20 protein-coding genes and 1 pseudogene are annotated in these 21,621 nt (G+C 68.2%); 13 read left to right on the top strand and 8 right to left on the bottom strand.

The features are described from left to right. Nucleotides 1-5: 5 nt before the first annotated feature. A complete protein-coding gene (locus tag ACZ7SW_RS17815; protein ID WP_470231499.1) occupies nt 6-1,607 on the bottom strand; it encodes a recombinase family protein in 1,602 nt (533 codons plus the stop codon). A 62-nt stretch (nt 1,608-1,669) separates the two neighbouring features. On the opposite strand from ACZ7SW_RS17815, the pseudogene ACZ7SW_RS17810 reads away from it, so the two are divergent. The 4 genes and pseudogenes from ACZ7SW_RS17810 to ACZ7SW_RS17795 all read left to right on the top strand — a co-directional run. Beyond that, nucleotides 1,670-2,203, top strand: a pseudogene (locus tag ACZ7SW_RS17810) (alpha/beta hydrolase); the annotation flags it as partial. 71 nt (nt 2,204-2,274) lie between these two features. Beyond that, a complete protein-coding gene (locus tag ACZ7SW_RS17805) occupies nt 2,275-2,826 on the top strand; it encodes a hypothetical protein (protein ID WP_470231498.1) in 552 nt (183 codons plus the stop codon). A 47-nt stretch (nt 2,827-2,873) separates the two neighbouring features. Continuing rightward, nucleotides 2,874-3,458 carry a TetR/AcrR family transcriptional regulator gene (locus ACZ7SW_RS17800; protein WP_470231497.1) on the top strand — a complete coding sequence of 195 codons (585 nt, stop codon included), beginning with the start codon at nt 2,874-2,876 and terminating at the stop codon, nt 3,456-3,458. 69 nt (nt 3,459-3,527) lie between these two features. Next, nucleotides 3,528-3,980, top strand: coding sequence for a pyridoxamine 5'-phosphate oxidase family protein (locus ACZ7SW_RS17795; protein ID WP_470231496.1), 453 nt, complete (start codon nt 3,528-3,530; stop codon nt 3,978-3,980). A 49-nt stretch (nt 3,981-4,029) separates the two neighbouring features. Here the strand turns inward: ACZ7SW_RS17795 and ACZ7SW_RS17790 are convergent, their stop codons facing one another. Then, complete coding sequence (locus ACZ7SW_RS17790; RefSeq protein WP_470231495.1) at nt 4,030-4,587, bottom strand: YceI family protein; 558 nt, start codon at nt 4,585-4,587, stop codon at nt 4,030-4,032. Between the two features lie 97 nt (nt 4,588-4,684). Between ACZ7SW_RS17790 and ACZ7SW_RS17785 the strand changes: the two genes are divergently transcribed. Continuing rightward, complete coding sequence (locus ACZ7SW_RS17785; protein WP_470231494.1) at nt 4,685-5,167, top strand: MarR family winged helix-turn-helix transcriptional regulator; 483 nt, start codon at nt 4,685-4,687, stop codon at nt 5,165-5,167. Nucleotides 5,168-5,192: 25 nt separating this feature from the next. Then, the gene (locus ACZ7SW_RS17780; protein ID WP_470231493.1) at nt 5,193-6,182 is read left to right on the top strand and encodes a glutathione S-transferase family protein; all 990 of its coding nucleotides are present in this window, start codon (nt 5,193-5,195) and stop codon (nt 6,180-6,182) included. Nucleotides 6,183-6,287: 105 nt separating this feature from the next. On the opposite strand, the gene ACZ7SW_RS17775 is transcribed toward ACZ7SW_RS17780, so the two are convergent. The 3 genes from ACZ7SW_RS17775 to ACZ7SW_RS17765 all read right to left on the bottom strand — a co-directional run bounded on the left by ACZ7SW_RS17775 (nt 6,288) and on the right by ACZ7SW_RS17765 (nt 10,184). After that, a complete protein-coding gene (locus ACZ7SW_RS17775) occupies nt 6,288-6,956 on the bottom strand; it encodes an alpha/beta fold hydrolase (RefSeq protein ID WP_470231492.1) in 669 nt (222 codons plus the stop codon). A gap of 69 nt (nt 6,957-7,025) precedes the next feature. Then, complete coding sequence (locus tag ACZ7SW_RS17770) at nt 7,026-9,287, bottom strand: hypothetical protein (protein WP_470231491.1); 2,262 nt, start codon at nt 9,285-9,287, stop codon at nt 7,026-7,028. 51 nt (nt 9,288-9,338) lie between these two features. Continuing rightward, nucleotides 9,339-10,184 carry a helix-turn-helix transcriptional regulator gene (locus ACZ7SW_RS17765; protein WP_470231490.1) on the bottom strand — a complete coding sequence of 282 codons (846 nt, stop codon included), beginning with the start codon at nt 10,182-10,184 and terminating at the stop codon, nt 9,339-9,341. A gap of 103 nt (nt 10,185-10,287) precedes the next feature. Here ACZ7SW_RS17765 and ACZ7SW_RS17760 point away from each other — a divergent pair, with 103 nt between their 5' ends. Further along, nucleotides 10,288-11,724, top strand: coding sequence for an MFS transporter (locus tag ACZ7SW_RS17760; protein WP_470231489.1), 1,437 nt, complete (start codon nt 10,288-10,290; stop codon nt 11,722-11,724). On the opposite strand, the gene ACZ7SW_RS17755 is transcribed toward ACZ7SW_RS17760, so the two are convergent. Next, the gene (locus tag ACZ7SW_RS17755) at nt 11,674-14,736 is read right to left on the bottom strand and encodes an AfsR/SARP family transcriptional regulator (RefSeq protein ID WP_470231488.1); all 3,063 of its coding nucleotides are present in this window, start codon (nt 14,734-14,736) and stop codon (nt 11,674-11,676) included. The genes ACZ7SW_RS17760 and ACZ7SW_RS17755 overlap by 51 nt on opposite strands. A gap of 118 nt (nt 14,737-14,854) precedes the next feature. On the opposite strand from ACZ7SW_RS17755, the gene ACZ7SW_RS17750 reads away from it, so the two are divergent. Together ACZ7SW_RS17750 and ACZ7SW_RS17745 are read left to right on the top strand one after the other, a co-directional pair. Continuing rightward, nucleotides 14,855-15,490 carry a TetR/AcrR family transcriptional regulator gene (locus ACZ7SW_RS17750; protein WP_470231487.1) on the top strand — a complete coding sequence of 212 codons (636 nt, stop codon included), beginning with the start codon at nt 14,855-14,857 and terminating at the stop codon, nt 15,488-15,490. A 1-nt stretch (nt 15,491) separates the two neighbouring features. Next, nucleotides 15,492-15,788 (top strand): DUF6204 family protein, encoded by a 297-nt coding sequence (locus ACZ7SW_RS17745; protein ID WP_470231486.1) that lies wholly within the window; start codon nt 15,492-15,494, stop codon nt 15,786-15,788. Here the strand turns inward: ACZ7SW_RS17745 and kynU are convergent. Further along, nucleotides 15,763-17,061, bottom strand: a complete 1,299-nt coding sequence (kynU, locus tag ACZ7SW_RS17740) for a kynureninase (RefSeq protein ID WP_470231485.1) — start codon at nt 17,059-17,061, stop codon at nt 15,763-15,765. The two genes, ACZ7SW_RS17745 and kynU, sit on opposite strands and share 26 nt — an antisense overlap. A 182-nt stretch (nt 17,062-17,243) precedes the next feature. Between kynU and ACZ7SW_RS17735 the strand changes: the two genes are divergently transcribed. The 4 genes from ACZ7SW_RS17735 to ACZ7SW_RS17720 all read left to right on the top strand — a co-directional run bounded on the left by ACZ7SW_RS17735 (nt 17,244) and on the right by ACZ7SW_RS17720 (nt 21,075). After that, nucleotides 17,244-18,620: an APC family permease gene (locus ACZ7SW_RS17735; protein WP_470231484.1), complete on the top strand. Its 1,377-nt coding sequence runs from the start codon at nt 17,244-17,246 to the stop codon at nt 18,618-18,620. Continuing rightward, on the top strand, nt 18,617-19,456 hold the full coding sequence (locus tag ACZ7SW_RS17730) for an MBL fold metallo-hydrolase (RefSeq protein WP_470231483.1): 840 nt from the start codon (nt 18,617-18,619) through the stop codon (nt 19,454-19,456). Before ACZ7SW_RS17735 ends, ACZ7SW_RS17730 begins: the two co-directional genes overlap by 4 nt. Nucleotides 19,457-19,519: 63 nt before the next feature. Then, nucleotides 19,520-20,083 carry a hypothetical protein gene (locus ACZ7SW_RS17725; RefSeq protein WP_470231482.1) on the top strand — a complete coding sequence of 188 codons (564 nt, stop codon included), beginning with the start codon at nt 19,520-19,522 and terminating at the stop codon, nt 20,081-20,083. Then, on the top strand, nt 20,080-21,075 hold the full coding sequence (locus ACZ7SW_RS17720; protein ID WP_470231481.1) for a hypothetical protein: 996 nt from the start codon (nt 20,080-20,082) through the stop codon (nt 21,073-21,075). The genes ACZ7SW_RS17725 and ACZ7SW_RS17720 overlap by 4 nt, the downstream gene beginning before the upstream one ends. Here the strand turns inward: ACZ7SW_RS17720 and ACZ7SW_RS17715 are convergent. After that, a complete protein-coding gene (locus ACZ7SW_RS17715) occupies nt 21,072-21,593 on the bottom strand; it encodes a GNAT family N-acetyltransferase (protein WP_470231480.1) in 522 nt (173 codons plus the stop codon). The genes ACZ7SW_RS17720 and ACZ7SW_RS17715 overlap by 4 nt on opposite strands. Nucleotides 21,594-21,621 lie beyond the last annotated feature (28 nt).

Genomic DNA, 21,621 nt, shown 5'->3' with positions numbered 1-21,621 from the left:
TGGGCCTATTCTTGTAATGGTTCAAGGAGATCTGTGAACTCTAACGCATCGCCCGTATTGGCAGATTTGTCGTACCATTCGGCCAGTTCTGGCATTGCCTCTCGCCAGCCGTCCGGTAACAGCCACCCGGCTTTCCATGTGCCGTCCCAGCGCTTCTGTGCCGCGAACGTAAACCCGAGTTCCAGCCACCTGAGGCGGCGGTCTTCTGGGGAGAGTTCTGCCAGTTCTTGTTGCCAGGTCCGGTCGGTCGGCACCCACTGCACGCCCCCGGGGTCGACTGGAAGCGCTCGCAATGTGTCGATTTCGGTGAGAATCTTGTTTCCGTCGTCTGTGATTCGGCGGCGGTCTTCTGGTGACTTGGCTCGTGCGACCTTGGACATCAGCTTTCCGTATTCGCGCTCAAGTTTTGCGATTTGGTTTGCATGGCTGGTTGGCGGCAAAATGATGCGCTCTCGAACTGGGACCATTGCAAATATTTTATAGAAAGCCTCAGTGGCGAGCGGTTCGACTTCTTCGGCGCGCATGGACGGACCATGCTTGCGTGTCGGGCATCGCCAGTAGTGGTATTCGTAACTGGCTTCCTTTCCGTTCTGCCGGATCTCTTTCTTTCTGGCCATTCGGTGCCAAAGTGGTTCAAGGCAATCCGCGCACACCAGGACGCCAGAAAATTCGTATGCCCGGTTGCTGCCACGTGCCTGTCGGGGAGCTTTTTCCTGAAGTTTGGCAATTATTTCATCTTGTTCGGCTGGCTCGAATATTCCGTAGTCCACGAGTTCCGGATTTGTCAGCAGGCGGGTTATTGTGTGCGGATGCCACTCGTGCCCTTTTAGCTCAACTTCTGCGGGATCCTCTCCGCGTCGTTCTGCTGCTAGCTGCAATTGCCTGTCCCGTGGGGCCACGACGTGGTTTTCTTTCAGCCAGTTCGACATGTCGGTGACCCCCTTTCCCGTTCGCGCCAGCTTTGAGAGAGAGTGAAGAATTTTAACCGCGTAAGGGTCAAGTCCGAGAATCCAACCACCGCCGGGCAGTTCTACTGGCATGGTTCCGTAAAGGTGGCCTTCTCCACTCCATCGACCGGCTTCCTTGAGTGCTGCTTTTGCTGAACGGAAACGCTCCCTCATGCGTTCACGTTCCATGCGGGCAAATGCGGCGATTAGTGTAATCATGAACTCGGCCATCGAGTTGCTTGAGTCGATTCCTTCTGCGATGCAGATCAGTCGTTTACCGCGTGCCCTGAGCCATTCCAGCAGATTGAGTGCGTCCAACACGTTGCGCACGAGTCGATCCAACTTGGGGACAACCAAGGTTTTCCACGGCTTCGGCGGCAAATCCGACAACCAGACCTTGAGTCCCTCTCGTTTGTGGGGTTCTAGGTCTCCAGACACATGCAGGTCTTCGATTGTTGCCACAATCGGAACGTCGTAAGCATTGCTCCAGCGATGCGTGTCCCTAACTTGGATCTCGCTGGACATGCTCTCGTCTGTGTAATGCGACTGGCGGGCGTAGCACACCGCCGCGTCGCCGTCTGGAGTGAACGGGACGACCGGCGGCCGTTCGCTCTGCTGCTTCTTGAACCGCCGCCGCTTCCGGGGTGCCGATGCGCTCATGGTCCGTATCCTCGCTGGTAGACGCACTGAACAGTGTAGTTGGTTGACGCGCTTGGTGTGGTTACGACGCACCGAACGAGCTCGTGGACGCCGCCAGCGAGAAATACGCCGACGGCGGCAAGGAATCGTTGTCGAAATTCGAGGACGGCCTGCGCGCGTCGCATGAGGGTGCGCCGTCGCACAACACCGTGCTCGGCCACAGCTACGGCACGACGGTGATCGGCCACGCGGCTCGCGACGGCGGGCTCAACGCGGACGACCTGATCTTCGTCGGCAGCCCCGGCGTCGGCGTCGAGCACGCGAATCAACTGCATCTCGACGGCGTGCCGCAGGACCAGGTAGCCCAGCACGTGCACTCGACGGTCGCGCAGCACGACCTCATCAAGATCACCAACATCGGTCTCCCCGGCCATGACCCGCTCGGCCCGAGCCCGGCAGGCGACGGGTTCGGCGGCCAGGTCTTCGAATCGGCGCCGGGCGACAAGGGACCCTGGTACGAGGGCGGCCTGTCCGGGGCCGCGCACAGCCAATACTGGGAGGACAACAACCCGTCGCTGCGCAGCTTCGGCCGGATCATCGCCGGGTTGCCGGCGTGACGGCGCGCCGAACCGCGCTGGCCTGCCTCGCCGCCCTTCCCCTCGTAGCCTGCTCCCCAGGAGGTGGAGCCATGACCCCCACGATCACCGAAAACGAAGCCCGCGACCAGGTCGAGGACTACGTGCGCGGCGCGTTCTCCGCACTGCCCGCGCCCGCCGCCCGGGAATTGTTCTCCCGCAACCGTTCCGAATGCACCGATCCGACCGACAACGGTCCGGCGGGGCGGTTCGAGATCTCCGCCACCTACGAGGTGACCGGCCTCGAACCGGACACCTTCAAGGCGCAGTTCGAGGCCGTCGTGAAGTGGTGGCAGGGGCACGGCTTCACCGTGCTGACCGACCGGCGGCCCACCGACCAGTACGTCTTCGCGCGCAACGAGCGGGACGGCTTCGACATGTCCTTGCAGGCCAACGAACTCGGCAAGCTCTACCTCGGTGCGACGTCGCCGTGCGTCTGGCCGAAGGGGGCCCCCGAAGCCGCGGCCGACGTCGAGGAGCCCGAGGAAGCCGTCGCGGAGGCCGAGGAAGCTCCGGAGCCGGAACGGCCTCGCCCGCGCCGGGCGCCGGTGGACGACGAGGACTTCGGCCAGACGTCCTGGTCAGACGGAGGCTCGGCGTTCTGATCTTTCGCGCGTAGAGTGGACTCGCTGGTCCATTCAGGAGGCAGGCGATGACGCTCACGCGCAAGGGCGAGGCCACGCGACAACGGATCGTGGAGGGCACGGCCGAGGTGATCCGCGAGCGCGGCGTGCTCGCGACGACGCTGGACGACGTCCGCGCGCAGACCGGGACCAGCAAAAGCCAGCTGTTCCACTACTTCCCGGACGGCAAGGAAGAACTGCTGCTGGCCGTCGCGCGCTGGGAGGCCGACCGGGTGCTGGAGGTGCAGCAGCCGTCCCTCGGCACGCTGCGCACCTGGGAGGACTTCCGGACGTGGCAGAAGGTGGTGCTCGCGCACTACACCGAGCAAGGCCGGCACTGTCCGTTGAATGTGGTGATGTCGCAGATCGGCCGCAATACGCCGGGTGCGCAGGCGGTGGTGACGCAACTGATGCAGCGCTGGCTCCGCGAGCTGACCGCCGGAATCGAGAACCTGCGGGCGGCGGGGGAGGTCCGGCCCGGGCTGGACCCGAAGCAGGCGGCGTCGGCGCTGCTGGCGGGGGTGCAGGGCGGGGTGCTGATGCTGCTGACGACCGGCGAGCCGCAGCACCTCGAAGCCGCGCTGGAGGTAGGTATCGCCGGGTTGCGCGCCTGAAAACAGGGGGTGCCGGAAATAGGGGTGGCTCGCGGAAATTTGCCGGACGGGTGGAGAGTTGGCCAAGGCATGAGTCAAGGACCCGCACCCCGGAAACTGTCTGACGAAGCCCTCTCGGCCCTGCTCGGCCGGCAGCGGTTCGGCACCCTCGCGACGATCAAACGCAGTGGTCAGCCGCATCTGACGACCATGTTGTACAGCTGGGATCCCGACGCCCGGACGGTGCGTTTCTCGACGACTGCCGACCGCAGCAAGGTCGGCCACCTGCGCCGCAACCCGCGGGCGACGCTGCACGTTCAGGGCGGCGACGTGTGGTCGTTCGCCGTCGCTGAGGGACAGGCGGAGGTTTCCGAGGTCACCGAGGTTCCCGGCGACGCGGTCGGACGGGAGTTGCTCGCGATGCTCCCGGAGGCCGCGCGGCCCGAGGACGCGGAGGCGTTCCTGAAGCAGCAGGTGGACGAGCGACGGGTCGTGCTCCGGCTCCCCGTCGAGCGGCTCTACGGCACCGCGCTCGACGTCTGAAGCCCGCGGTGAAGGGCTCCGATTCCGGAACCCTTCACCGGCTGTTCCTTCAGGCGCTCTTGATCGCGGAGATCTCGAACTCGAGGGTGATCTTGTCCGAGACCAGCACGCCGCCGGTCTCGAGCGCGGCGTTGAAGGTGACGCCGTAGTCGCTGCGGTTGATCGAGGTCGAGCCCTCGAAGCCGACGCGGTCGTTGCCGAACGGGTCCTTCGCGGAGCCGCCGAACTCGAACGGGATGGTGACCGACTTGGTGATGCCCTTGACGGTCAGGTCGCCGGTCACGTCGAAGGTGTCCTCGCCGGTCTGCGCGATCCCGGTGGAGGTGAAGGTGATGGTCGGGAACTCGTCGCAGGACAGGAAGTCGTTGTTGCGCAGGTGGCCGTCGCGGTCGGCGTTGCGGGTGTCGACGCTCTTGGTCTGGATGGTGACGTTCGCGCTGGAGTTCGCCGGGTTCTCGCCGTCCAGGGTGAACGAGCCCTCGAACTCGTTGAAGGAGCCGCGGACCTTGGTGACCATGGCGTGGCGGGCGACGAAGCCGATCCGGCTGTGCGAACCGTCGATCGTGTAGGTGCCGGTCAGGTGGGCGTAGGTGGTCGCGCTGGTCATGTGTTCCGTTCCTTCGGGTTCTTGGTTGAGTGTTCAACTAGCACTGTAGCCCACAATAACTGATTGCGCGAGCAAGTGTCGGATATACTCCCCCTCTGTGGTGAACAGATCTCCGCTGACCAGCGAAGAAGAGGCAGTGTGGCGTCCGCTGATGCGGGTCGTCACGGTCCTGCCGAGGGCGCTCGAGGACCAGTTCGCGCACGACAACGGCGTCTCGCTGACGGATTACACCGTGCTCGTGTCGCTGTCGGAAGCGCCCGAAGGCAGGCTGCGGCTCACCGATCTGGCGGAGGCCGCGGCGCTGTCGCTGAGCCGGATCAGCCGGGTCGTGGAGGCGATGGTGCGCCGCGGACTGGTGCGGAAGGTGAAATGCCCGCAGGACCGCCGGGCCGCGCACGCGACGCTCACCGAACTCGGGCGGGCGAAGCTCGCCGCCGCGTATCCCGGGCATCTCCAGCGCGTGCGTTCGTTCCTGTTCGACCACCTCTCGCCCGAGGAGGTCCGCGCCGCGGGCCCGATCCTCGCCCGGCTGGCCGCCGCACTGGAGCCGCCGGACTGTTCGGCCTGCCCGGACGACTAGCCCCGCCCCCGACGAAAGGCTTCCGATGCCCGACCAGGGTGAGTTCAAGCGCGACACGAACTACATCGCCGACCGCGTCACCGCCGACGGCCGCGACGGCTGGCCAGTGGAGCCGGGCCGCTACCGCCTGGTGATCGCGCGCGCGTGCCCGTGGGCGAACCGCGCGTCGATCGTGCGCAGGCTGCTGGGTCTCGAAGAAGTGCTGTCGATGGGCCTGTGCGGCCCGACACACGACGAGCGCAGCTGGACCTTCGACCTCGACCCCGGCGGCCGCGACCCGGTGCTCGGCATCGAACGGCTGCAGGAGGCGTTTTTCGCGCGGTACCCGGACTATCCGCGCGGGATCACCGTTCCGTCCATTGTGGATGTCCCTAGTGGACAGATCGTGACGAACGACTTCAAGCAGATGACCGTGGACCTGTCTCTGGAATGGGGCGCCTACCACCGGGACGGCGCGCCCGAGCTGTACCCGGAGCGGCTGCGCGACGAGATCGAGGACGTCGCGGAGAAGGTGTTCCGGGACGTGAACAACGGGGTGTACAAAGCCGGTTTCGCCTCTTCGCAGGAGGCTTACGAAGAGGCGTACCACGCGTTGTTCTCCCGGCTGGACTGGCTTTCCTCGCGGTTGACGGATCAGCGGTACCTGGTGGGAGACACGATCACCGAGGCGGACGTGCGGCTGTTCACGACGCTGGTCCGGTTCGACGCGGTGTACCACGGGCATTTCAAGTGCAACCGGCAGAAGCTCACGGAGATGCCGGTGCTGTGGGCGTACGCGCGGGATCTGTTCCAGACGCCCGGTTTCGGGGACACGATCGATTTCGGGCAGATCAAGGAGCATTACTACGTGGTGCACCGGAACGTGAACCCGACCGGGGTGGTGCCGCTGGGGCCGGAACTGGCGGGGTGGCTGACGCCGCATGGACGGGAGGGCCTGGGCGGGCGTCCGTTCGGGGACGGGACGCCGCCTGGGTTGCCGCCGGTGGGGGAGCGGGTTCCTTCGCTGGAGGGGTGACGGCTTGGGGCGGGGCGCACTTGCTGTGCCCAGTGGACTGCTTCCGCCGAGCATGCTCCTACGTGTGCTTGCGCGGTAATCTTGCCGGCCGTAATCGAGCGCTTTCTAGGATGCGGCGTCGATAAGAATCCGCAGCAGTTCCTCCGGTGCGTCGCGCATCACGTCGTGCTTGCTGTCCAGTGCGTGGACATTCCACTGTGGATCGTCGAGAAGCCGCCGGTAAGTCGGCTCGAACGGCGACCCGCCGTCCCAAATCCGGGCGTACACATAGTCTCGGCGGCGGAATCGGCTCAGGTCCGTGTCGAGCCGGATTGACTGCAGCAGCGACGCCAGCGGGTGAGCCGACGCGCGCGGGTCGAAGAACGGCAGCGGTGGCACGGCGTATCCGGTCTCGCCGACGCTCAGGTACCACTCGCGCTGCCGGTCATCGGTGAGCGTCCAGCAGGAGTCGCCGTTTTCCGGGACGAAAGCGTCGAGGTACACCAGCGCGTCGACCAGTTCCGGCACCCGGTCGGCGGCACCGGTGATGACCATCCCGCCATAGCTGTGCCCGACCAGCACGGCGCGTTCGACCTGCTCGGCCTGCATCGCGCGCACGACGTCCTCGATGTGGGTGTCGAGGTTGACCCCGCCATTGAGCAGGTGCTGCCGTTCGCTGAGACCGGTGAGCGTCAGCGGGAGGACGCGGTGGCCGCGGTCGCGCAGTTGGCCGGCGAGCCGGTCGAAGCACCAGCCGCCGTGGCAGGCGCCGGGGACGAGGACGTAGGTGGTCATGGGCGCAACGCTAGAAGCGGCGCGGCGAGAAGTCCAAGAGCTGGCTCTTCCGTGCCCCAGAAGGGCTGGTTATGCCTGGCCGGGCAGGGGCAGGTCGTGCGCTTTGCGGAAGTCGGTCAAGGCGGCCCACGCGAGGTGCGGGTCCAGCGCGAGCCGGCGTCGGGCGATGGCCAGTTCGTGCAGGCTCGGCGTGAGGCGGGACTTGGTGAGGGCGTCGGTGAACATGTCCAGGACGGTGGCGCAGAAGAGGACGAACGCGCCGCTGTGCAGACGCAGCCGGTTGACCGCGTCGGCTAGGTCGGGCGTTGCGCCTTCGTGCAACTCGGTGGCTAGTTCGGCGAGTTCGACTGCTTCGCGGGTGTCGGGGATGCGGAGCAGCTTCGGCCACAGTTCCGCCAGTTCCGGTGTCTGCGGGAGCCCGCGAGCCTGCGCGATGAAGCCGCTCGACTTCGCTGCCAAGTCGGTGCTGACCAGGATGCCGGTGACCGTCGACAGCGACGGCTCGTAGTGTTCGGTCGTCACGTCCACCATGTCGATCGTGGTGCGGCGCAGGTCGCGCGGCAGGCCGCCGGAGAGGCAGTGGCCGAGATAGCAGAACTGTTCCGGGACGCCGGGCAGCCGTTGCGCGATCCACAGCCTGCTTTCGTCGAGGGTGAACGATTCCAGGCGCACTACCTCGGAAAACGCGCTGTCGAACGCGTCGCGCACGGCCAGGCCGCGTTGCTCGAAGCTGAGCACCGCGTCGTCGGACACGGCCACGAAATACAGGCAGCCGGGCACGCCGAAGATGCCCTTGATGTCGTTCACCAGCTGCTGGGCCTTGTCCTGCTCGCCGATCTTGTCCAGTTCGTCGATGGCGACCACGACCCGGTCGGTGATCCCTTCCTCGCGCAACGATTCGGCGGTCAGCTGGGCGAACGCGCGGAACTCGTCGACGACCTCCGGATGGGTCAGCTGCTGTTCGGCCCGTTGCGTGGTGCGGGTGCGGCCCAGTTCGCCGCCTGCCGGGACGGCGAGTTTGCCCGACCAGCCGGTGGTGTAGGTCAGCAGGTACTGGATACGGAGCAGTTGTCGGCGCGCTTCGGCTTGCAGGGCGCGTGGTCCGGTTGACGACTTCCGCCGCAGTAGGAGCACCAGTGCGCCGACCGCTGCCGTGAGGAGTTTCGCCACCCAGCGGAGCGTGAGGACGGCGACGGCGGCCAGTGCGATCCGGTTGGTCAGCGGCTGGTCTGTCCACAAAGGACCAAGTAAGTCAGGGAACTGCATCCTGGTGATGGTTTGCCACAGTTCGGCGGGGAAGTGCGGGAAGTTCCCGTTCCACAGCAGGCCGCCGATTGCCCAGCCGAGCGCGGCCGACACGACGAGGTCGACCGTTCCGCGCAGGATCCGGCGGGTCCACCATCGCCAGCCGGTTCCCGGACCCAGTACCTGCCGGACCCGGGCGAGCACGGCTTGGCATAACAGTTTGTGCAGGTGCAGCACGAAATCGCGGGCGTCATAGGTAGCTGGAGCGGAGGCGACTACCACCAGCGGCGCCGGGTTTTCGCTGCCGTGCAACAGACCTCGTTGCATGGAACGGATCGCGGTGGTCTTGCCCGATCCGCGTTGCCCGCCAAGAGCGACCGCGCCGGAGCCCGCGCGTTCGAGGACGCGTCGGAGCCGTTTCGCCGCCGCTGTCGGCACAATTCGGCTGCTGTCCTCCTCGCCGAGGTCGTGTTGCTGGTCGAAAACCAGTGTCGTGCCGAAATGCAGCCGCCGGTGCGCGGAGATGACGTCGCGGACCTCGGGCAGCACGATCTCGCGCGCGGCGAACGAACGGCGCGGCCCCAGGCCGAATTGCTCCTCGTGGAACTGCATGGCGTCCGGGTTGATCCACTCGCGCAACGCGGTGACTTTGCGGACCGCGAGCGCGCCGGTGGCGAACAGGACGCACGGCATCATCAGGCCGGCGAAGATCCGGAAGAACAGGGGGAGCTGCGCCCACGCGGCGGTCATCAGGCTGAGGTAGGCGAACCCGAGCAGCACCGCGGCGAGCAGCCAGGTCACCTCGCGCGGCGACATCGCGCGGTTTCGCGGACGGAAGCCTCGGTCGCCCTCGGCCATGACCTGGTCCTGCAGCGTCCGGATCTTCGCGAGGAGCGTCTCGTTCGCGAACAGTTCTTCGCGGACGACTTCGGTGCGCAGCGATTCACGGGCGAGGAGCCGGGTGACCTCGGGGGAGCCGAGCGTTTCGTCGATCAGCGAGGCGAGCGCGGCCTGTGCGGTCCAGGAGTCGAAGTCCTCGAGGTCTTCTGCCCCGATGGAGTGCGGGTCGCTCCGCTCGCCGGTCACCGGCGGATGATGCCATAGGAAGTGCTTCGGGCAGGCCGGTTTCGCCGACCGTTAGCGGGAAGCGACCTCAAGCAGCCGCAGTGCGTCCCGGGAGGCGGCGTCGCGCGGGGTGTAGGCCTCGAGCTGGTGGTCGGGGCTGTCGGGCTGGAGCCAGACCTGGTAGTCGATGTTCACGTGGCCGAGCGTCGGGTGCCGCAGGTCCATCGGGCCGCTCGTGCAGTCCACGACGTCTCCGGCCGCCCAGAGCGCGGCGAATTCCGGGCTGCCCATGGCCAGTTCGCCGATCAGCTCCGCGAGCCGGGCGTCGGTCGGGTGCTTGCCGGACATCAGGCGCAGGTAGCCGACGTGGGTGCGGGCGAGGTCGGCCCAGTTGCGGTAGAGGTCGCGGTGCAGCGGGTCGAGGAAGAACATCCGCGGGATCGACGGCCGGGTCTCGGGCGAGTCCGGTGCGGCGTAGTCGAGATGTTCGGCGTGCAGGAGGTGACCGGTGCGGTTCCAGCCGAGCACGTCGCCGCGGCGGCCGAGGACGATCGCGGGCACGCTGTCGCTCAGCGCGTGCAGCAGGGTCGCGACGTGCGGATCCAGGGTTTCCGGCGCGGGGCGCACCAGCCGGGGGACTCCGCCGCGCCGAGCGAGGTTGTGCAGGTGGCTCGACTCGGTCTCGTCGAGGTTGAGCATCCGCGCGAGAGCGTCGAGCACCTGGGGCGACGCGGTGCCGGACTGGTCCTGCTCCAGCCGCGTGTAGTAGCCGGCGCTGACGCCCGCGAGCTGGGCGAGTTCCTCCCGGCGCAGACCGGGAACCCGGCGGAGCGTGCCGTACGTCCGCATCCCGGCGGCGTCCGGCGTCACGCGGTCGCGGCGGGTCTTGAGGAACACGCCGAGGGTCTCGGTCTGCATGGCTTCGATCGTAGGCAAGCGCGCGGACCGGTGCCTGCACCTGCGAGGGGTACTCATCGCCGGTGCTGGCCGAGGCGGGCCGCGGGTTCCGAGGATCGGGGGCATGACGGAAACTCGCCGTGCCTGGCTGGGGCTGCTCGTGGTGCTCGGACCGGTCCTGCTGGTCTCGATGGACGGTTCGATCCTGTTCCTGACCATGCCGACCATCACCCGCGCCCTAGCCCCGACCGCCGACCAAGCCCTGTGGATCCTCGACAGCTACGGTTTCGCGGTCGGCTCGCTGCTCATCGCGTTCGGCAGTCTCGGCGACCGGTACGGGCGGCTCAAACTGCTGATGATCGGGGTCGCGGTCTTCGGGGCGGGTTCCGCGGGCGCCGCGTTCGCGCCCACGCCGGAATGGCTCATCGGCTGCCGCGTGCTCATGGGGCTCGGCGGCGCCACGCTGCTGCCCTCGGGGCTCGCGATGCTCAGCGAACTGTTCCCCGAGCCGAAGCGGCGGGCCAGGGCGATCGGGATCTTCGCCGCGACGTTCGCCGCGGGTTTCGCGATCGGCCCGATTCTCGGCGGGCTGCTGCTGAGCCGATTCGGCTGGGGATCGGTGTTCCTGGTCAACCTGCCGGTCGTCGCGGTTTTCCTCGCGGCCGCGCCGGTGGTGCTCCGGGAAGCCAGGACGACCCGGCCGGGCAAGGTCGATCTGCTCAGCATCGCGTTGTCCGCGGGCGGGTTGCTGCTGGCGGTCTACGCCGTCAAGGAATTCGCCGCCTACGGTCCTTCTTGGCCGGTGGCGTTCGCCGGCGTCGCCGGGGCCGGGGTGCTGACGTGGTTCGTGCTGCGGCAGCGGACGTTGGAGTATCCGCTCCTCGACGTGACTTTGTTCCGCGAGAAGGTGTTCACCGTCGCGGTGATCACCGGGGTGCTGTCGCTGTTCGCGTGGTCGGCGGCGGCGTATCTGACCGGGGTCTACCTCCAGTCGGTGCTGGGGTTGTCCGTGCTCCACGCCGCGTTGCTCGCGCTTCCGGGTGCTGTCGTCCTGACCGTGACGTGCGTGCTCACCCCGGCGTTCGCGGCGCGGATCGGGAACCGGGCGGCGTTGGTGACCTGCCATTTCGCGATCGCGCTCGGGCTGGCGTTGCTGCTGGCGACCACCGTCACCGGAGGGGCCGGATGGTTTGTCGCTTCGACGGTGGTCGCCGGTTTCGGCTACGGGATCTCGTTCTCGCTCGTCGCGGACACGGCGGTCGGCGCGGTCCCGGCTGAGCGAGCCGGTTCGGTGGGAGCGATCAGCGAGACGGCCAACGAGATCGGCCACGCGCTGGGGATCGCGTTGCTGGGTTCGGTCGCGGCGTTCGTTTTTCGGTGGCTGGCCCCGGAGGGTGCGGCAGCTGTGAAGGGGGCTGTCGTGACCGGGTTGCATGTGGCGATGGGCGTCGCGGCCGTGCTGTGTGCGGGGCTGGGAATGCTTGCGTTGCGGTGGCTTCCGAAGGATTCGTCAGTCGAGGACGTCGTAAGCGAGGGCGACCGGGTCGTCGACTGTGCCTGATGGCTGGGCCTGGACGGCGGCTTCGACGGCCGTCGCGTCGGGCAGGGCGAGGTGGGGGCCGCCGAGGAGGCGGTGTGCGGCGGCCAAGAGATCGGCGGCGGCGACCGGACGGTGGACGCGCAGGGCGTGCTCGGCGATGCCCACGAGGATGATCGCCAGATACAGCACCTCACCGGCTTGCGCGGCTATAGCGAGTGCTTCGCGGCGGCGCTCCCGGGCTGCGGCCAGGTCGCCGGATTGGGCGTCCAGGTAGGCGTGCGAATGCTGGATCATCGCGCGGAACAACGGATGCGGCTCGGTTTCGCTCAACAACGCTTCGGCGCGGTTCAGTTCCAGCCTGGCGTCCGCCAGCTCTCCCCGCCAGCGCGCCAGATCGGCTTTCGTCTGGGCCAGAAACGCGAGCGAGTCCGGGAACGGCACGCTCAGCGCGTCGCGTTCGGCCGCGGCTGCCGCGGCCGCCGCGGCTGCTTCGTCACCGAGTTGCCAGAACAGGTGAGCTTGCCGTCCGCGGGCGAAGAGAACGTCCTCCGTCGAGCCGATTTCCGAGACGACTGTGATCGATTCCTCGTAGCACGAAACGGCTTCCTCCAGTTCGCCGCGCCGGCCGACGACCTCGGCGAGGTTGTTCAGCGCGAGTGACATTCCCCAGCGCTCCCCGCTCATCCGGAACAGCCGGACGGCCTCGCGGATGTCGGCTTCCTGCGCGGCCGCGTCGTGCCAGAGGTTCAGCTGCGACCGCGCCCGGTGCAGCCGGGCATGGGCGCGCAGCCACGGATCCTCATCGGACATCAATTCGTCCAATGTGGACATTACAGTGTCGTTGTCCGCGGTGTGCGTGAACACCGGGATGATGGACCGCAGCAAGGAGTTCTTGCTGCCGTGGCTGAGTTCGAGTGCTTTGCGGCCCAAGGCGTCGGCGGAGGTTTCGGCGCTCATCCCGATGGTCAGCAGCAGTGCGGCCATCGCGTATCCCATCGCGCGCAGTTCGCGGTCCGTCTCGCCGGGCAACGCCAGCGCCGCCTCGATCAGTTCCTGCGCCTCGGTTTTGTGCCCGGTCAGCATCCAGAACCACGCGCACGAGGTCGCCAGCCGAAGCGACGTCGTGGCTTCTCCGGCGGCAATCGCGCCGCGCGCCGCGGAGATCAGGTTGCCGTGCTCGGCGGCGAAGCGGGTCAGCCATTCGATCTGCTCGGCCCGGCGCAAGTATTTGTCGCCAGTTTCGGCGAAGCGGGCGAACCACTCGGCGTGCGCCTGACGCAGTTCCTCGCGTTCGCCCGCCGCGGTGAGCTGTTCCAGGCCGTACGCCTTGATCGTCTCGAGCATCCGATAGCGCGGCTCGGCGTCCTCGGAGATGGTAACTAGCGATTTGTCGACTAATGTGCTGAGCAGTTCAGCCGTGCCGCCGCAGACCGCTTCCGCCGCGTCGGCGGTCGCCCCGCCGGAGAACATCGACAACCGGCGCAGCAGCTGCCGTTCGTCCGGCTCCAGCAGATCCCAGCTCCAGTCGACCACCGCGCGCAGCGTGCGATGTCGCGGCAGCGCGTTCCGGCTGCCCGCTGTGAGCAGGCGGAACCGATCATCGAGCCGGGCGGCCAGCTGCGACACGGTCAGCGACCGCAGCCGGGCCGCGGCGAGCTCGACCGCGAGCGGCATTCCGTCGAGCGCCCGGCAAATCCGCACCACGTCGTCCACAGTGAACTCATCAACGGTGAATCCCGGCCGTACGGCAGCGGCGCGGTCGGCCAGCAGCCGCACCGAGGCGCGCGACATCGCTTCGACCGGCGTCGCGTTTTCCGCGGGCAGGCTCAGCGGTTCGACCGGCCAGAGCGCTTCGCCGGTCACGGCCAGCGGTTCCCGGCTGGTCGCGAGAATGCGCAGCCGCGGGCACTCGCCGAGCAGGTGTTCGGCCAGTTCCGCGGCGGCTTCGATGACGTGCTCGCAATTGTCGAGCACCAGCACCGCGTCCCGATCGCGCAACGCGCTCGCCGCCCGCTCGCGCGGAGTGCCGGCGGCGAGCGCTCCGGGGTACCTCTGTTCGCGCAGGCCCAGCGCGTCGAGCACGGCCTGCGGGACGTCCGCGCCGCCGCCGACCAGAGCCAGTTCGACGAACCACACGCCGTTGCGTTCGGACAGCAGATGCCGTCCGGTTTCCGTGGCCAGCCGGGTCTTTCCGGCCCCGCCGGGCCCGGTCAGCGTGGTCAGCCGGTATTCGCCGACCAACTTGGCCACGCGGGTGACCTCGGTGTTCCGGCCGACGAAACTGGTCAGCCCGGCCCGCAGGTTCGTGCGCGTCTGGTCCTCGTCGGCCACCGTTTCGCGGAGGATCTTGGTGTGCGCGGCGGACAGTTCCGCGGCCGGATCGGCACCGAGTTCATCCGCCAGCGCCAACCGGATTCGCGCGAACACCCGCAGTGCTTCGGCCGGGCGTCCGGCGGCTTGCAACGAGAGCATCAACGCCGCGGCCAGCCGTTCGCGCAGCGGATGTTCGGCCAGCTGTTTCGACAGCTCCTCGGCGAGATCCGCGCCGTGCCCCAACCGGAGCACGGCTTCGGCGTACTCCTCGGTGGCGGAAAGCCGCAGCTCGTTCAGCCGCACGATATGACTCTGGAAGAACTGCGCGTCCGAGACGTCGCCCAGTGCCGGGCCGCGCCACAGGTTGAGCGCCTCGCGCAGCAGCACGACTCGTTTCTCGTCCGGTGCCGTCCTGGCCGCGGTGACCAGCTCCTCGAAGCGCGCCGCGTCCACGGTCGCCTCGGGCAGCCGGTAGCCGGACGGCGTGGAATCGAGCCGGGTCCCGGCCCGGCGAAGCCGCGAGACGAGCGCCTGCAACGCGTTGGCCGTGGCCGGCGGACGCGTCCCCCAGACGGCGTCGACGAGCCGCCCGGCCGAGACGACCCGGCCGGGCTCCAGCGCGAGGGCGCTCAGCAGCGTCCGCAATCGGGCACCGGTGAGCTCGACTGCGGCACCGTCGTCGTTCCGGACCTCCAGCGGGCCCAGCAAGCCGATCCGCACCTGGTCGATGATGCCGCGTCGGCGGCCGTCCCGTCCTCCGGGATCTCCCCGATATCCAGGGGCTCCGGGAAGAAAAATGGAGTCGACACCAAGTTTGCAGTCTGCTTCACTCTTCGGCGTGGGACTTCGGGAGCGGAAGAAGCAGGAGACGGTGCGGCGCATCGCGGAAACCGCGCTGCGGATGTTCGTCGAGCGCGGATTCGACGCCGTGACGATCGCCGAGGTCGCGGAGGCTTCCGACGTCGCGGTCAACACGGTCTACAACCACTTTCGCGTCAAGGAAGACCTGGTGCTGCCGCCGTCGGAGGCCTCGGCGGGACGGCTGGCCGGGATCGTGCGGGCGCGCGGGCCAGGGGTGTCCGCGGCGCGCGCGGTGCTGGACCGCCTGCGCGGCGAGATCCAGCAGCGCTCGCGGACGATCGGGCTCAGCCCGGGGTTCGGCCGGGTGCTGCCGATGATGCTGGCCGCGCCCACGCTCGCCGCCCGGCTGCAGGACCTCGGTCAGCAGATGGTCACCGAACTCGCCGACCTGCTGATCGCGGAAACCGTTGCGGCGCAAGGCGATCCGGTACCCGGGCTGGTCGCCGCGCAGATCGGGTGGGTGCACAGCCTGCTGTACGGCGAGATCGGCGAACGCACCGTCGCCGGAGAGCGGCCGGACGACATCGCGGAGGCGGCGTTGACGCTCCTCGACGCGGTAGAAGGCCTGCTCAGCGACCAAGTACTGACCTATGCGACCCGGAAGGACGCCTGACATGGACGCGTTCCGCGTGATCATCCGCGGCAAGTTCGACTCTCTCGACGAGAGCACCCGGGCATTGCTGGAGGGCAAGACCGACGTCGCCTTCACCGAGGAAGGCACGTTCAGCCACGACGTCAACGCGACGGCGTTCACCTTCCGCTGCCAGGTCCCGGCCGGTCCGGACGACGACGAACGCGCGGCGAAAGACAGCGCGGTTGCGGCACTGGCCGCGCACGGACTGCCGTATCGGGACCTGAACTACGCGGTCACCGACTTGCGCGCGATCAAGATCCGGCGAAAGAAGCGCTGACGACCTCCGCGAGTGCCGTCGCCGCGCGCCAGCAATCGTGGAAGGTCGAGTACATCGGGACCGGTGCCAGACGGATCACGTCGGGGCGGCGTGCGTCCGCGATGACCCCGTGCCGGGTCCGCAGTTCGCCGCTGACGGCGTCGGCGTCCAAACCGTGTAGCCGGACGGAAAGCTGCGCACCCCGGCGGTCCGGATCGCGAGGCGTGAGCACCTCGATCGGGCGGCCGGCGCAGGTCTCGTCGAGCAGCGTTTCAAGGTACCCGGTCAGTCGAACGCTCTTGGCGCGCAAGGCATCCATGCCCACGGCGTCGAACATCTCCAGCGCGGCTCGCACCGGGGCCATGGCAAGGATCGGCGGGTTCGACAGCTGCCACGAGTCCGCGGTGTCGACCGGGGTCACCGTCGGCCGCATCCGGAACCGCACGTCCGGGTCGGTGCTCCACCAACCGGCCAGCTTCGGCAGCGACCGATCCGCGAGATGCCGTTCGTGCACGAACGCGCCGGCGATCGCACCCGGTCCGCTGTTGAGATATTTGTAGCTGCACCAAGCGGCCCAGTCGACGTCCCAGTCGTGCAGCCGCAGCGGCACATTGCCCGCCGCGTGCGCGAGATCCCAGCCCACGACCGCTCCGGCGGCGCGCCCGGCGCGGGTGATCGCCGGGAGGTCGAGGAATTCCCCGCTGTAGTAGTTGACCCCGCCCAGCAGGACGAGCGCGACCCGGTCCCCGTGCTCGGCGAGCCAGCTGACGACGTCCTCGCTGCGCAACGTCGATTCCCCGGGACGCGGCGAAAGCCGGATGACCGCTTCATCCGGGTCGTAGCAGTGGAACGCGACCTGGCTGCGGACCGCGTAGCTGTCGGAGGGAAAGGCGGTGTCCTCGATGAGAATCGCGTGCCGCTCCGGGGTCGGCCGGTAGAAGCTGACCATCATCAGGTGCAGGTTGACCGTCAGCGAGTTCATCATCACGACCTCGCCCGGCCGCGCACCGACGAGCCGCGCCGCCGGATCGCGCAGCTGCTGGTGGTAGGAGACCCACGGCCGCTCGGCCTCGCCGTGTCCCTCGACGCCCAGCCACGCCCAGTCGTTGAGTTCCGCGTCCAGCGCGGCGCGGGTCGCGATCGGCTGCAGGCCGAGGGAGTTCCCGGCGAAGTAGGCCGTCTCGGCGTAGCCGCCGCCGGTCGCGGGCGGGACGTGGAACTGCGCCCGCGACGTCGGCAACGGATCCTGGGCGTCGAGATCGCGGGCAGCCGCCTCGGTGAGGGCCACGGTCATGGGAACTCCACAAAGTCGGACGGAGAAACTCAGATTCCTCATCGTTCTTGCCGTACGCCATGCCCGTCCAATGCCTGATTCGCTCGGACCTATGCCCGTCCGGCTATCCCGGCGGTATTCCCGAACGGCTATGCCGCGACGGGCATTCGGTATTTCCGCACCGTCGCGGATTGGGTCACGCTGTGCCGATCGACAACGGCCAGCAGAAGGCAGTGATCACGATGCCGACCGAACCCGTAGACGCGAACCTCAAGCGAAGCATCTCCCTCTTCCAAGCCGTCGGAGTCTCCTTTCACCAGGTAGTCGGCGGCGGCGTCGTCGCGCTGATGGGCACGGCTATCGCGCTGACCGGGGCCGGCGCGCCGATCGCCTTCGCGCTCGCGGCGCTCGCGGTGGTCGTCTACTCGCTGCCGATCGCGTCCCTCGGCAGCGCGATGCCGGTCACCGGCGGTCGCTACACCTACGCCGCCCGGCTGGTCTCGCCCGCCGCCGGATTCGCGTCGATGTGGTTGTCCGCCGTGTCGGTCATCCAGCTCAGCCTGATGGCACTGACCGGGGCGAGTTACGTCAGCGCGCTCGTGCCGGGAGTTCCGGTCCGGCCGCTGGCGATCGCCCTGATCACGGTGTTCTTCCTGACGAATCTGGCGGGCGCGACGTTCTCCAGCCGGGTGGGCATCGTGCTCGCGGTCGTCATGCTCGCCGCCTTCCTGCTGTACGGGATCGCCGGAGCCGGGCAGGTGCGGTGGAGCGAGTTCGGGAACCTGGCCCCGCACGGCATCGGCGGATTGCTCAACGCGGCGGCCCTGCTCACCTTCGCCACCACCGGCGCGTTTCTCATCGCCGACATCGGCGGGGAGATGAAGCGCCCGGGACGCGACATTCCGCTTTCCGTCGTCGGCGGCACTCTCGTCGCGGCGGTGATCTACGTGGTCGTGGCGATCCCGTCGGTGGGCGTGCTCGGCGCGGAGGCGTCCGCGGGCAGGTCGATGTCCGACGTCGCCCGGCACCTCCTTTCCCCGGGCGGGTTCGTGTTCTTCATCCTCGGCGGCGCGATGGCGTCGGTGCTCGGCCACATCAATTCGCTGCTGCTGGCCGCGACGAAACCGGCGCTCGCCGCGACCGGGGACGGCTGGCTGCCCGCCGGGCTCGGCGCGGTGAACCGCAGGTTCGGCACCCCGCACTGGCTGCTGGCGATCCTCTACCTGATCGGCGTGGTCCCGGTGCTCGCCGGCTTCAGCGTCGCGAACATCGCGGCCATGACGTCGATCGTCACCGGGCCGTTGCTGGCCTTGCTGATCCTCGCGTCGTGGCGGGTGCGCCGGCTGCGGCCGGACCTGCACGCGGGCGCCCCGTTCCGGATGCGCCGGACGTCGCACGCCGTGCTGTCCCTGCTCGGCGTCGCGATCCTGGGCGGGCAGACTTGGTTGCTGCTCAAGCAGATCACCCTGCCCGGGCTCCTCGCACTGGCGGCCTGGAGCGTGCTGGGCGTCGGGGTGTGGCTGGCCCGTCGGTCGCGAACTGTTCCTGCTCCGCTCAACCTCGAAAGCGAGTGTGTATGACCACGCGGCTGATCCTCCTCGGCACGGCGGGCGGTCCCGCGCCGAAACGCACCCGGAGCGCTCCGGCACAGGCGATCGTCGTCAACGGAGCCGCCTACGTGCTCGATTGCGGCAACGGAGTGGCCCGGCAGCTGGTGCACGCCGGGATTCCGCTCGACTCGCTGCGCGCGGTCGGCATCACTCACCACCATTCCGACCACAACGCCGACTACGGCAACCTCTACCTGCTGGCCTGGGCCGCCAATCTGGAACGGCGGGTCCCCGCGTTCGGCCCGCCGCCGCTCGCGGAGATGACCCGGCACTTCCTGGCGATGAACCGCTTCGACATCGATACGCGGGTCGCCGACGAGGGCCTGCGGCCGCTGGACCAGCTGCTCGATCCGCGCGAAATCACGGCGGACGGCGTGGTTTTCGAGGACGAGAACGTGCGGATCACGGCGGCCCGCGTGGACCACCCGCCGATCGTCGACGCCTTCGCCTACCGCATCGATACTACGGACCGCTCCATCGTGATTTCCGGCGACACCGCGCCGTGCGAGAACCTCGTGCGGCTCGCTGAAGGTGCGGATGTGCTGGTGCACGAGGTGATGTACGTCCCCGCGGTTGACGCCATGGTGAGCCGGTACAACGGCACGACGCTGCGGGACCATCTGCTGGCGAGCCATACGAGCGTCGAGCGGGTCGGTGCGCTCGCTAAGGAAGCGGGCGTCGGGACTCTCGTGTTGTCGCATTTCGTCCCGACTGACGCGGACATTCCCGACGAGGTCTGGCGTGCGCACGCCGCTGCCGGGTTCGACGGCGAGGTCGTCGTCGGCCGGGACCTGCTGAGCCTCTGACTGGACCCGGCGGAAGTCGCGTCGTTCCCCGGCTTCGGTGCGTTTCGTACCTACAGTGGCGAGGTGACTACGCCCGCAGAGGACCAGCGCGACCACGTGATGGCGCGCGCGTCCGCGCTCCGCCGCGAGCTTCGCGCGGGTCTGGCGCAGCTGCCGGACCAGGCGGACGCCGAACGCACGCAGACGCTCGACGCACTGGTCGAGCGAGCGGAGGCGCTGCTGAGCACCGAGAAGGAAGTCGACGCCGCTGTCGAGCAGGTACGGCTCGCCCGGCTGGAAGCGAAGCGCGGAAAGGTGCAGCGGACGACGCTGTACCTTGCGGTCGCGCCGGTCGCGGTCGGGATGGTGAGCGGCGCGATGATGTTGTTCGGCGCGCTCAACCCGGTCTGGCTGCTGCTCGCGTTGCCGTTGCTGGGCTCCGGATTGCGGATCGCGTTCGGACCGCTCGGGCCGACGCCGTTGATGGTCAACCGGCGGCAGCGCGCCGCGTACAGCGGAGTGCTGGCCGCGATCTTCACCGCGGTCGCGCTCATCGGGGCCGGGCCGACCGTCCAGCCGATCGCGGTCATCCTGGCCGCGCTCACCACGGTCGCGACTTTGGCGTTTCTGGTTCAGGAGGCGCGGTGACCTACTCCGAGTACTACCGCGACACCGAGTACTACCCGGGCGAGGAAGGCCCGGAGGCCGAACACGACCCGGAACTGCTTGCCCTCACCGACACGGTCGGCGGTATGCAAGAGACCGTCGACGATCTGGAAAACCGCACCGTCCGCGAGCTTTCCGAACTGCGCGAGACGGTCGAATCGTTCACCGAAACGCATTCCCGGCACGAAACCCGGCTGGACCACACCACCCGGCAGCTCGAACGGCTCCGGCAGCGGCTGCTGGTGCTCGAACGTGCGGTGCGGGTGTCGGAGAAGGTTCCGGTAGTCGATTTGGACGACGTCGGCCCGCGGCTGCGACAGCTCGCCGCCGAGGCGGAACGGCGGCACAGTCTCGCCGCGCAGCTGCTCACGCCGAGCCAGCGCCGACCGCACGAAGAGGACGTCGCACGGCTGCCTCAGGCGCTAGAAGCGTTGGCGCAGAGCGAAGTAGCGTTGATCGGAGTGCTGGAGGTGCTGGCGAAGGCCGAACGCGGCACGCCGGAGCGGGACGACGCGGAGTCGCGACTGTCCGAAGTGGTCGCTCGCCGGCGTGGTGTGCTGGACCGTCAGCTCCCTGCCGCGAAGCAGGATGCCGAAGCGGCGCAACAACTTCTGGCCGCGGACGAGGTGACGCGGACCCGGGTGCTGCCCCAGATCGAGAAGTGCGAACGGGACTGGGAAGAACTGCATTCCCGGCTGCGCGAGCGGATCACCGACGCGATCGGGTCGAGCGCGCTGCTGCCGGTGTGGTTCACGCACGCGTTCGGAGTCGCGCCGCCGTCCGGTGCGGCGGGGGACAAGTGGATCCGCGCGGCGACGTCAGCGCTGGCCTACCGGGTGACGCACGGCGTGGTCGATCCGGCGCTGCCGCTGGGGGAGCCGCCGCCGTCGGACACCGACTGGACGGAACCGAAGTGGTCTTGGCGGGCCCGGTTGGAGCACGACATCGAGGAACTGGACCTCGGAGTGGATTAGCGCGGTTCCTCCGGCGTGGCGTCCGAGGTGGGGGCGAGCTCGCGCTGCATCCAGGTGACGTCGCGCCAGGCACCGTGTTTCCAGCCGATCTTGCGCCAGGTCCCGATCAGTTCGAAGCCCATCGCCTGGTGCAGTCCGACGCTCGGCTCGTTCGGCTGTGTCATCCCGGCCACCGCGGTCCGCAAGCCGCGTTCGGCAAGCCGGGAGAAAAGGGCTTCGTACAAGGCTTTTCCGCCGCCCGCCCGGCGACGGTCCTGCGCCAGGTACACGCTCACCTCGCACGACCAGCGGTAGGCCGCGCGCTCCTTGTACGGGCTGCCGTACGCGTATCCGACGACCTCGCCGTCGATTTCCAGCACCAGCCACGCGTACGACTTCGTCGCCTTCGCGATGCGGGCCGCCATTTCCGTCGGCGTCGGCGGTTCGGTCTCGAAGGTGATCGCGGTTTCCCGGACGTACGGCGCGTAGATCGCCGCGCAGGCTTCGGCGTCCCGTTCTTCGGCAGGTCGGATCAGCATGTGCACGATAGTAGACACAACCCGCTGC

The sequence above is a fragment of the Amycolatopsis sp. NPDC114484 genome (genome assembly GCF_055633755.1).
The sequence above is the reverse complement of the archived record's forward strand: the minus strand, read 5'-3'. Positions and strand labels throughout refer to the sequence as shown.

Excerpts from the sequence above, each read along its gene's own strand:
- ACZ7SW_RS17815 (WP_470231499.1), bottom strand. The coding sequence starts at position 1,607 with ATGAGCGCATCGGCACCCCGGAAGCGGCGGCGGTTCAAGAAGCAGCAG.
- ACZ7SW_RS17805 (WP_470231498.1), top strand. The coding sequence starts at position 2,275 with ATGACCCCCACGATCACCGAAAACGAAGCCCGCGACCAGGTCGAGGAC.
- ACZ7SW_RS17800 (WP_470231497.1), top strand. The coding sequence starts at position 2,874 with ATGACGCTCACGCGCAAGGGCGAGGCCACGCGACAACGGATCGTGGAG.
- ACZ7SW_RS17795 (WP_470231496.1), top strand. The coding sequence starts at position 3,528 with ATGAGTCAAGGACCCGCACCCCGGAAACTGTCTGACGAAGCCCTCTCG.
- ACZ7SW_RS17790 (WP_470231495.1), bottom strand. The coding sequence starts at position 4,587 with ATGACCAGCGCGACCACCTACGCCCACCTGACCGGCACCTACACGATC.
- ACZ7SW_RS17780 (WP_470231493.1), top strand. The coding sequence starts at position 5,193 with ATGCCCGACCAGGGTGAGTTCAAGCGCGACACGAACTACATCGCCGAC.
- ACZ7SW_RS17775 (WP_470231492.1), bottom strand. The coding sequence starts at position 6,956 with ATGACCACCTACGTCCTCGTCCCCGGCGCCTGCCACGGCGGCTGGTGC.
- ACZ7SW_RS17765 (WP_470231490.1), bottom strand. The coding sequence starts at position 10,184 with ATGCAGACCGAGACCCTCGGCGTGTTCCTCAAGACCCGCCGCGACCGC.
- ACZ7SW_RS17760 (WP_470231489.1), top strand. The coding sequence starts at position 10,288 with ATGACGGAAACTCGCCGTGCCTGGCTGGGGCTGCTCGTGGTGCTCGGA.
- ACZ7SW_RS17745 (WP_470231486.1), top strand. The coding sequence starts at position 15,492 with ATGGACGCGTTCCGCGTGATCATCCGCGGCAAGTTCGACTCTCTCGAC.
- kynU (WP_470231485.1), bottom strand. The coding sequence starts at position 17,061 with ATGACCGTGGCCCTCACCGAGGCGGCTGCCCGCGATCTCGACGCCCAG.
- ACZ7SW_RS17730 (WP_470231483.1), top strand. The coding sequence starts at position 18,617 with ATGACCACGCGGCTGATCCTCCTCGGCACGGCGGGCGGTCCCGCGCCG.
- ACZ7SW_RS17715 (WP_470231480.1), bottom strand. The coding sequence starts at position 21,593 with ATGCTGATCCGACCTGCCGAAGAACGGGACGCCGAAGCCTGCGCGGCG.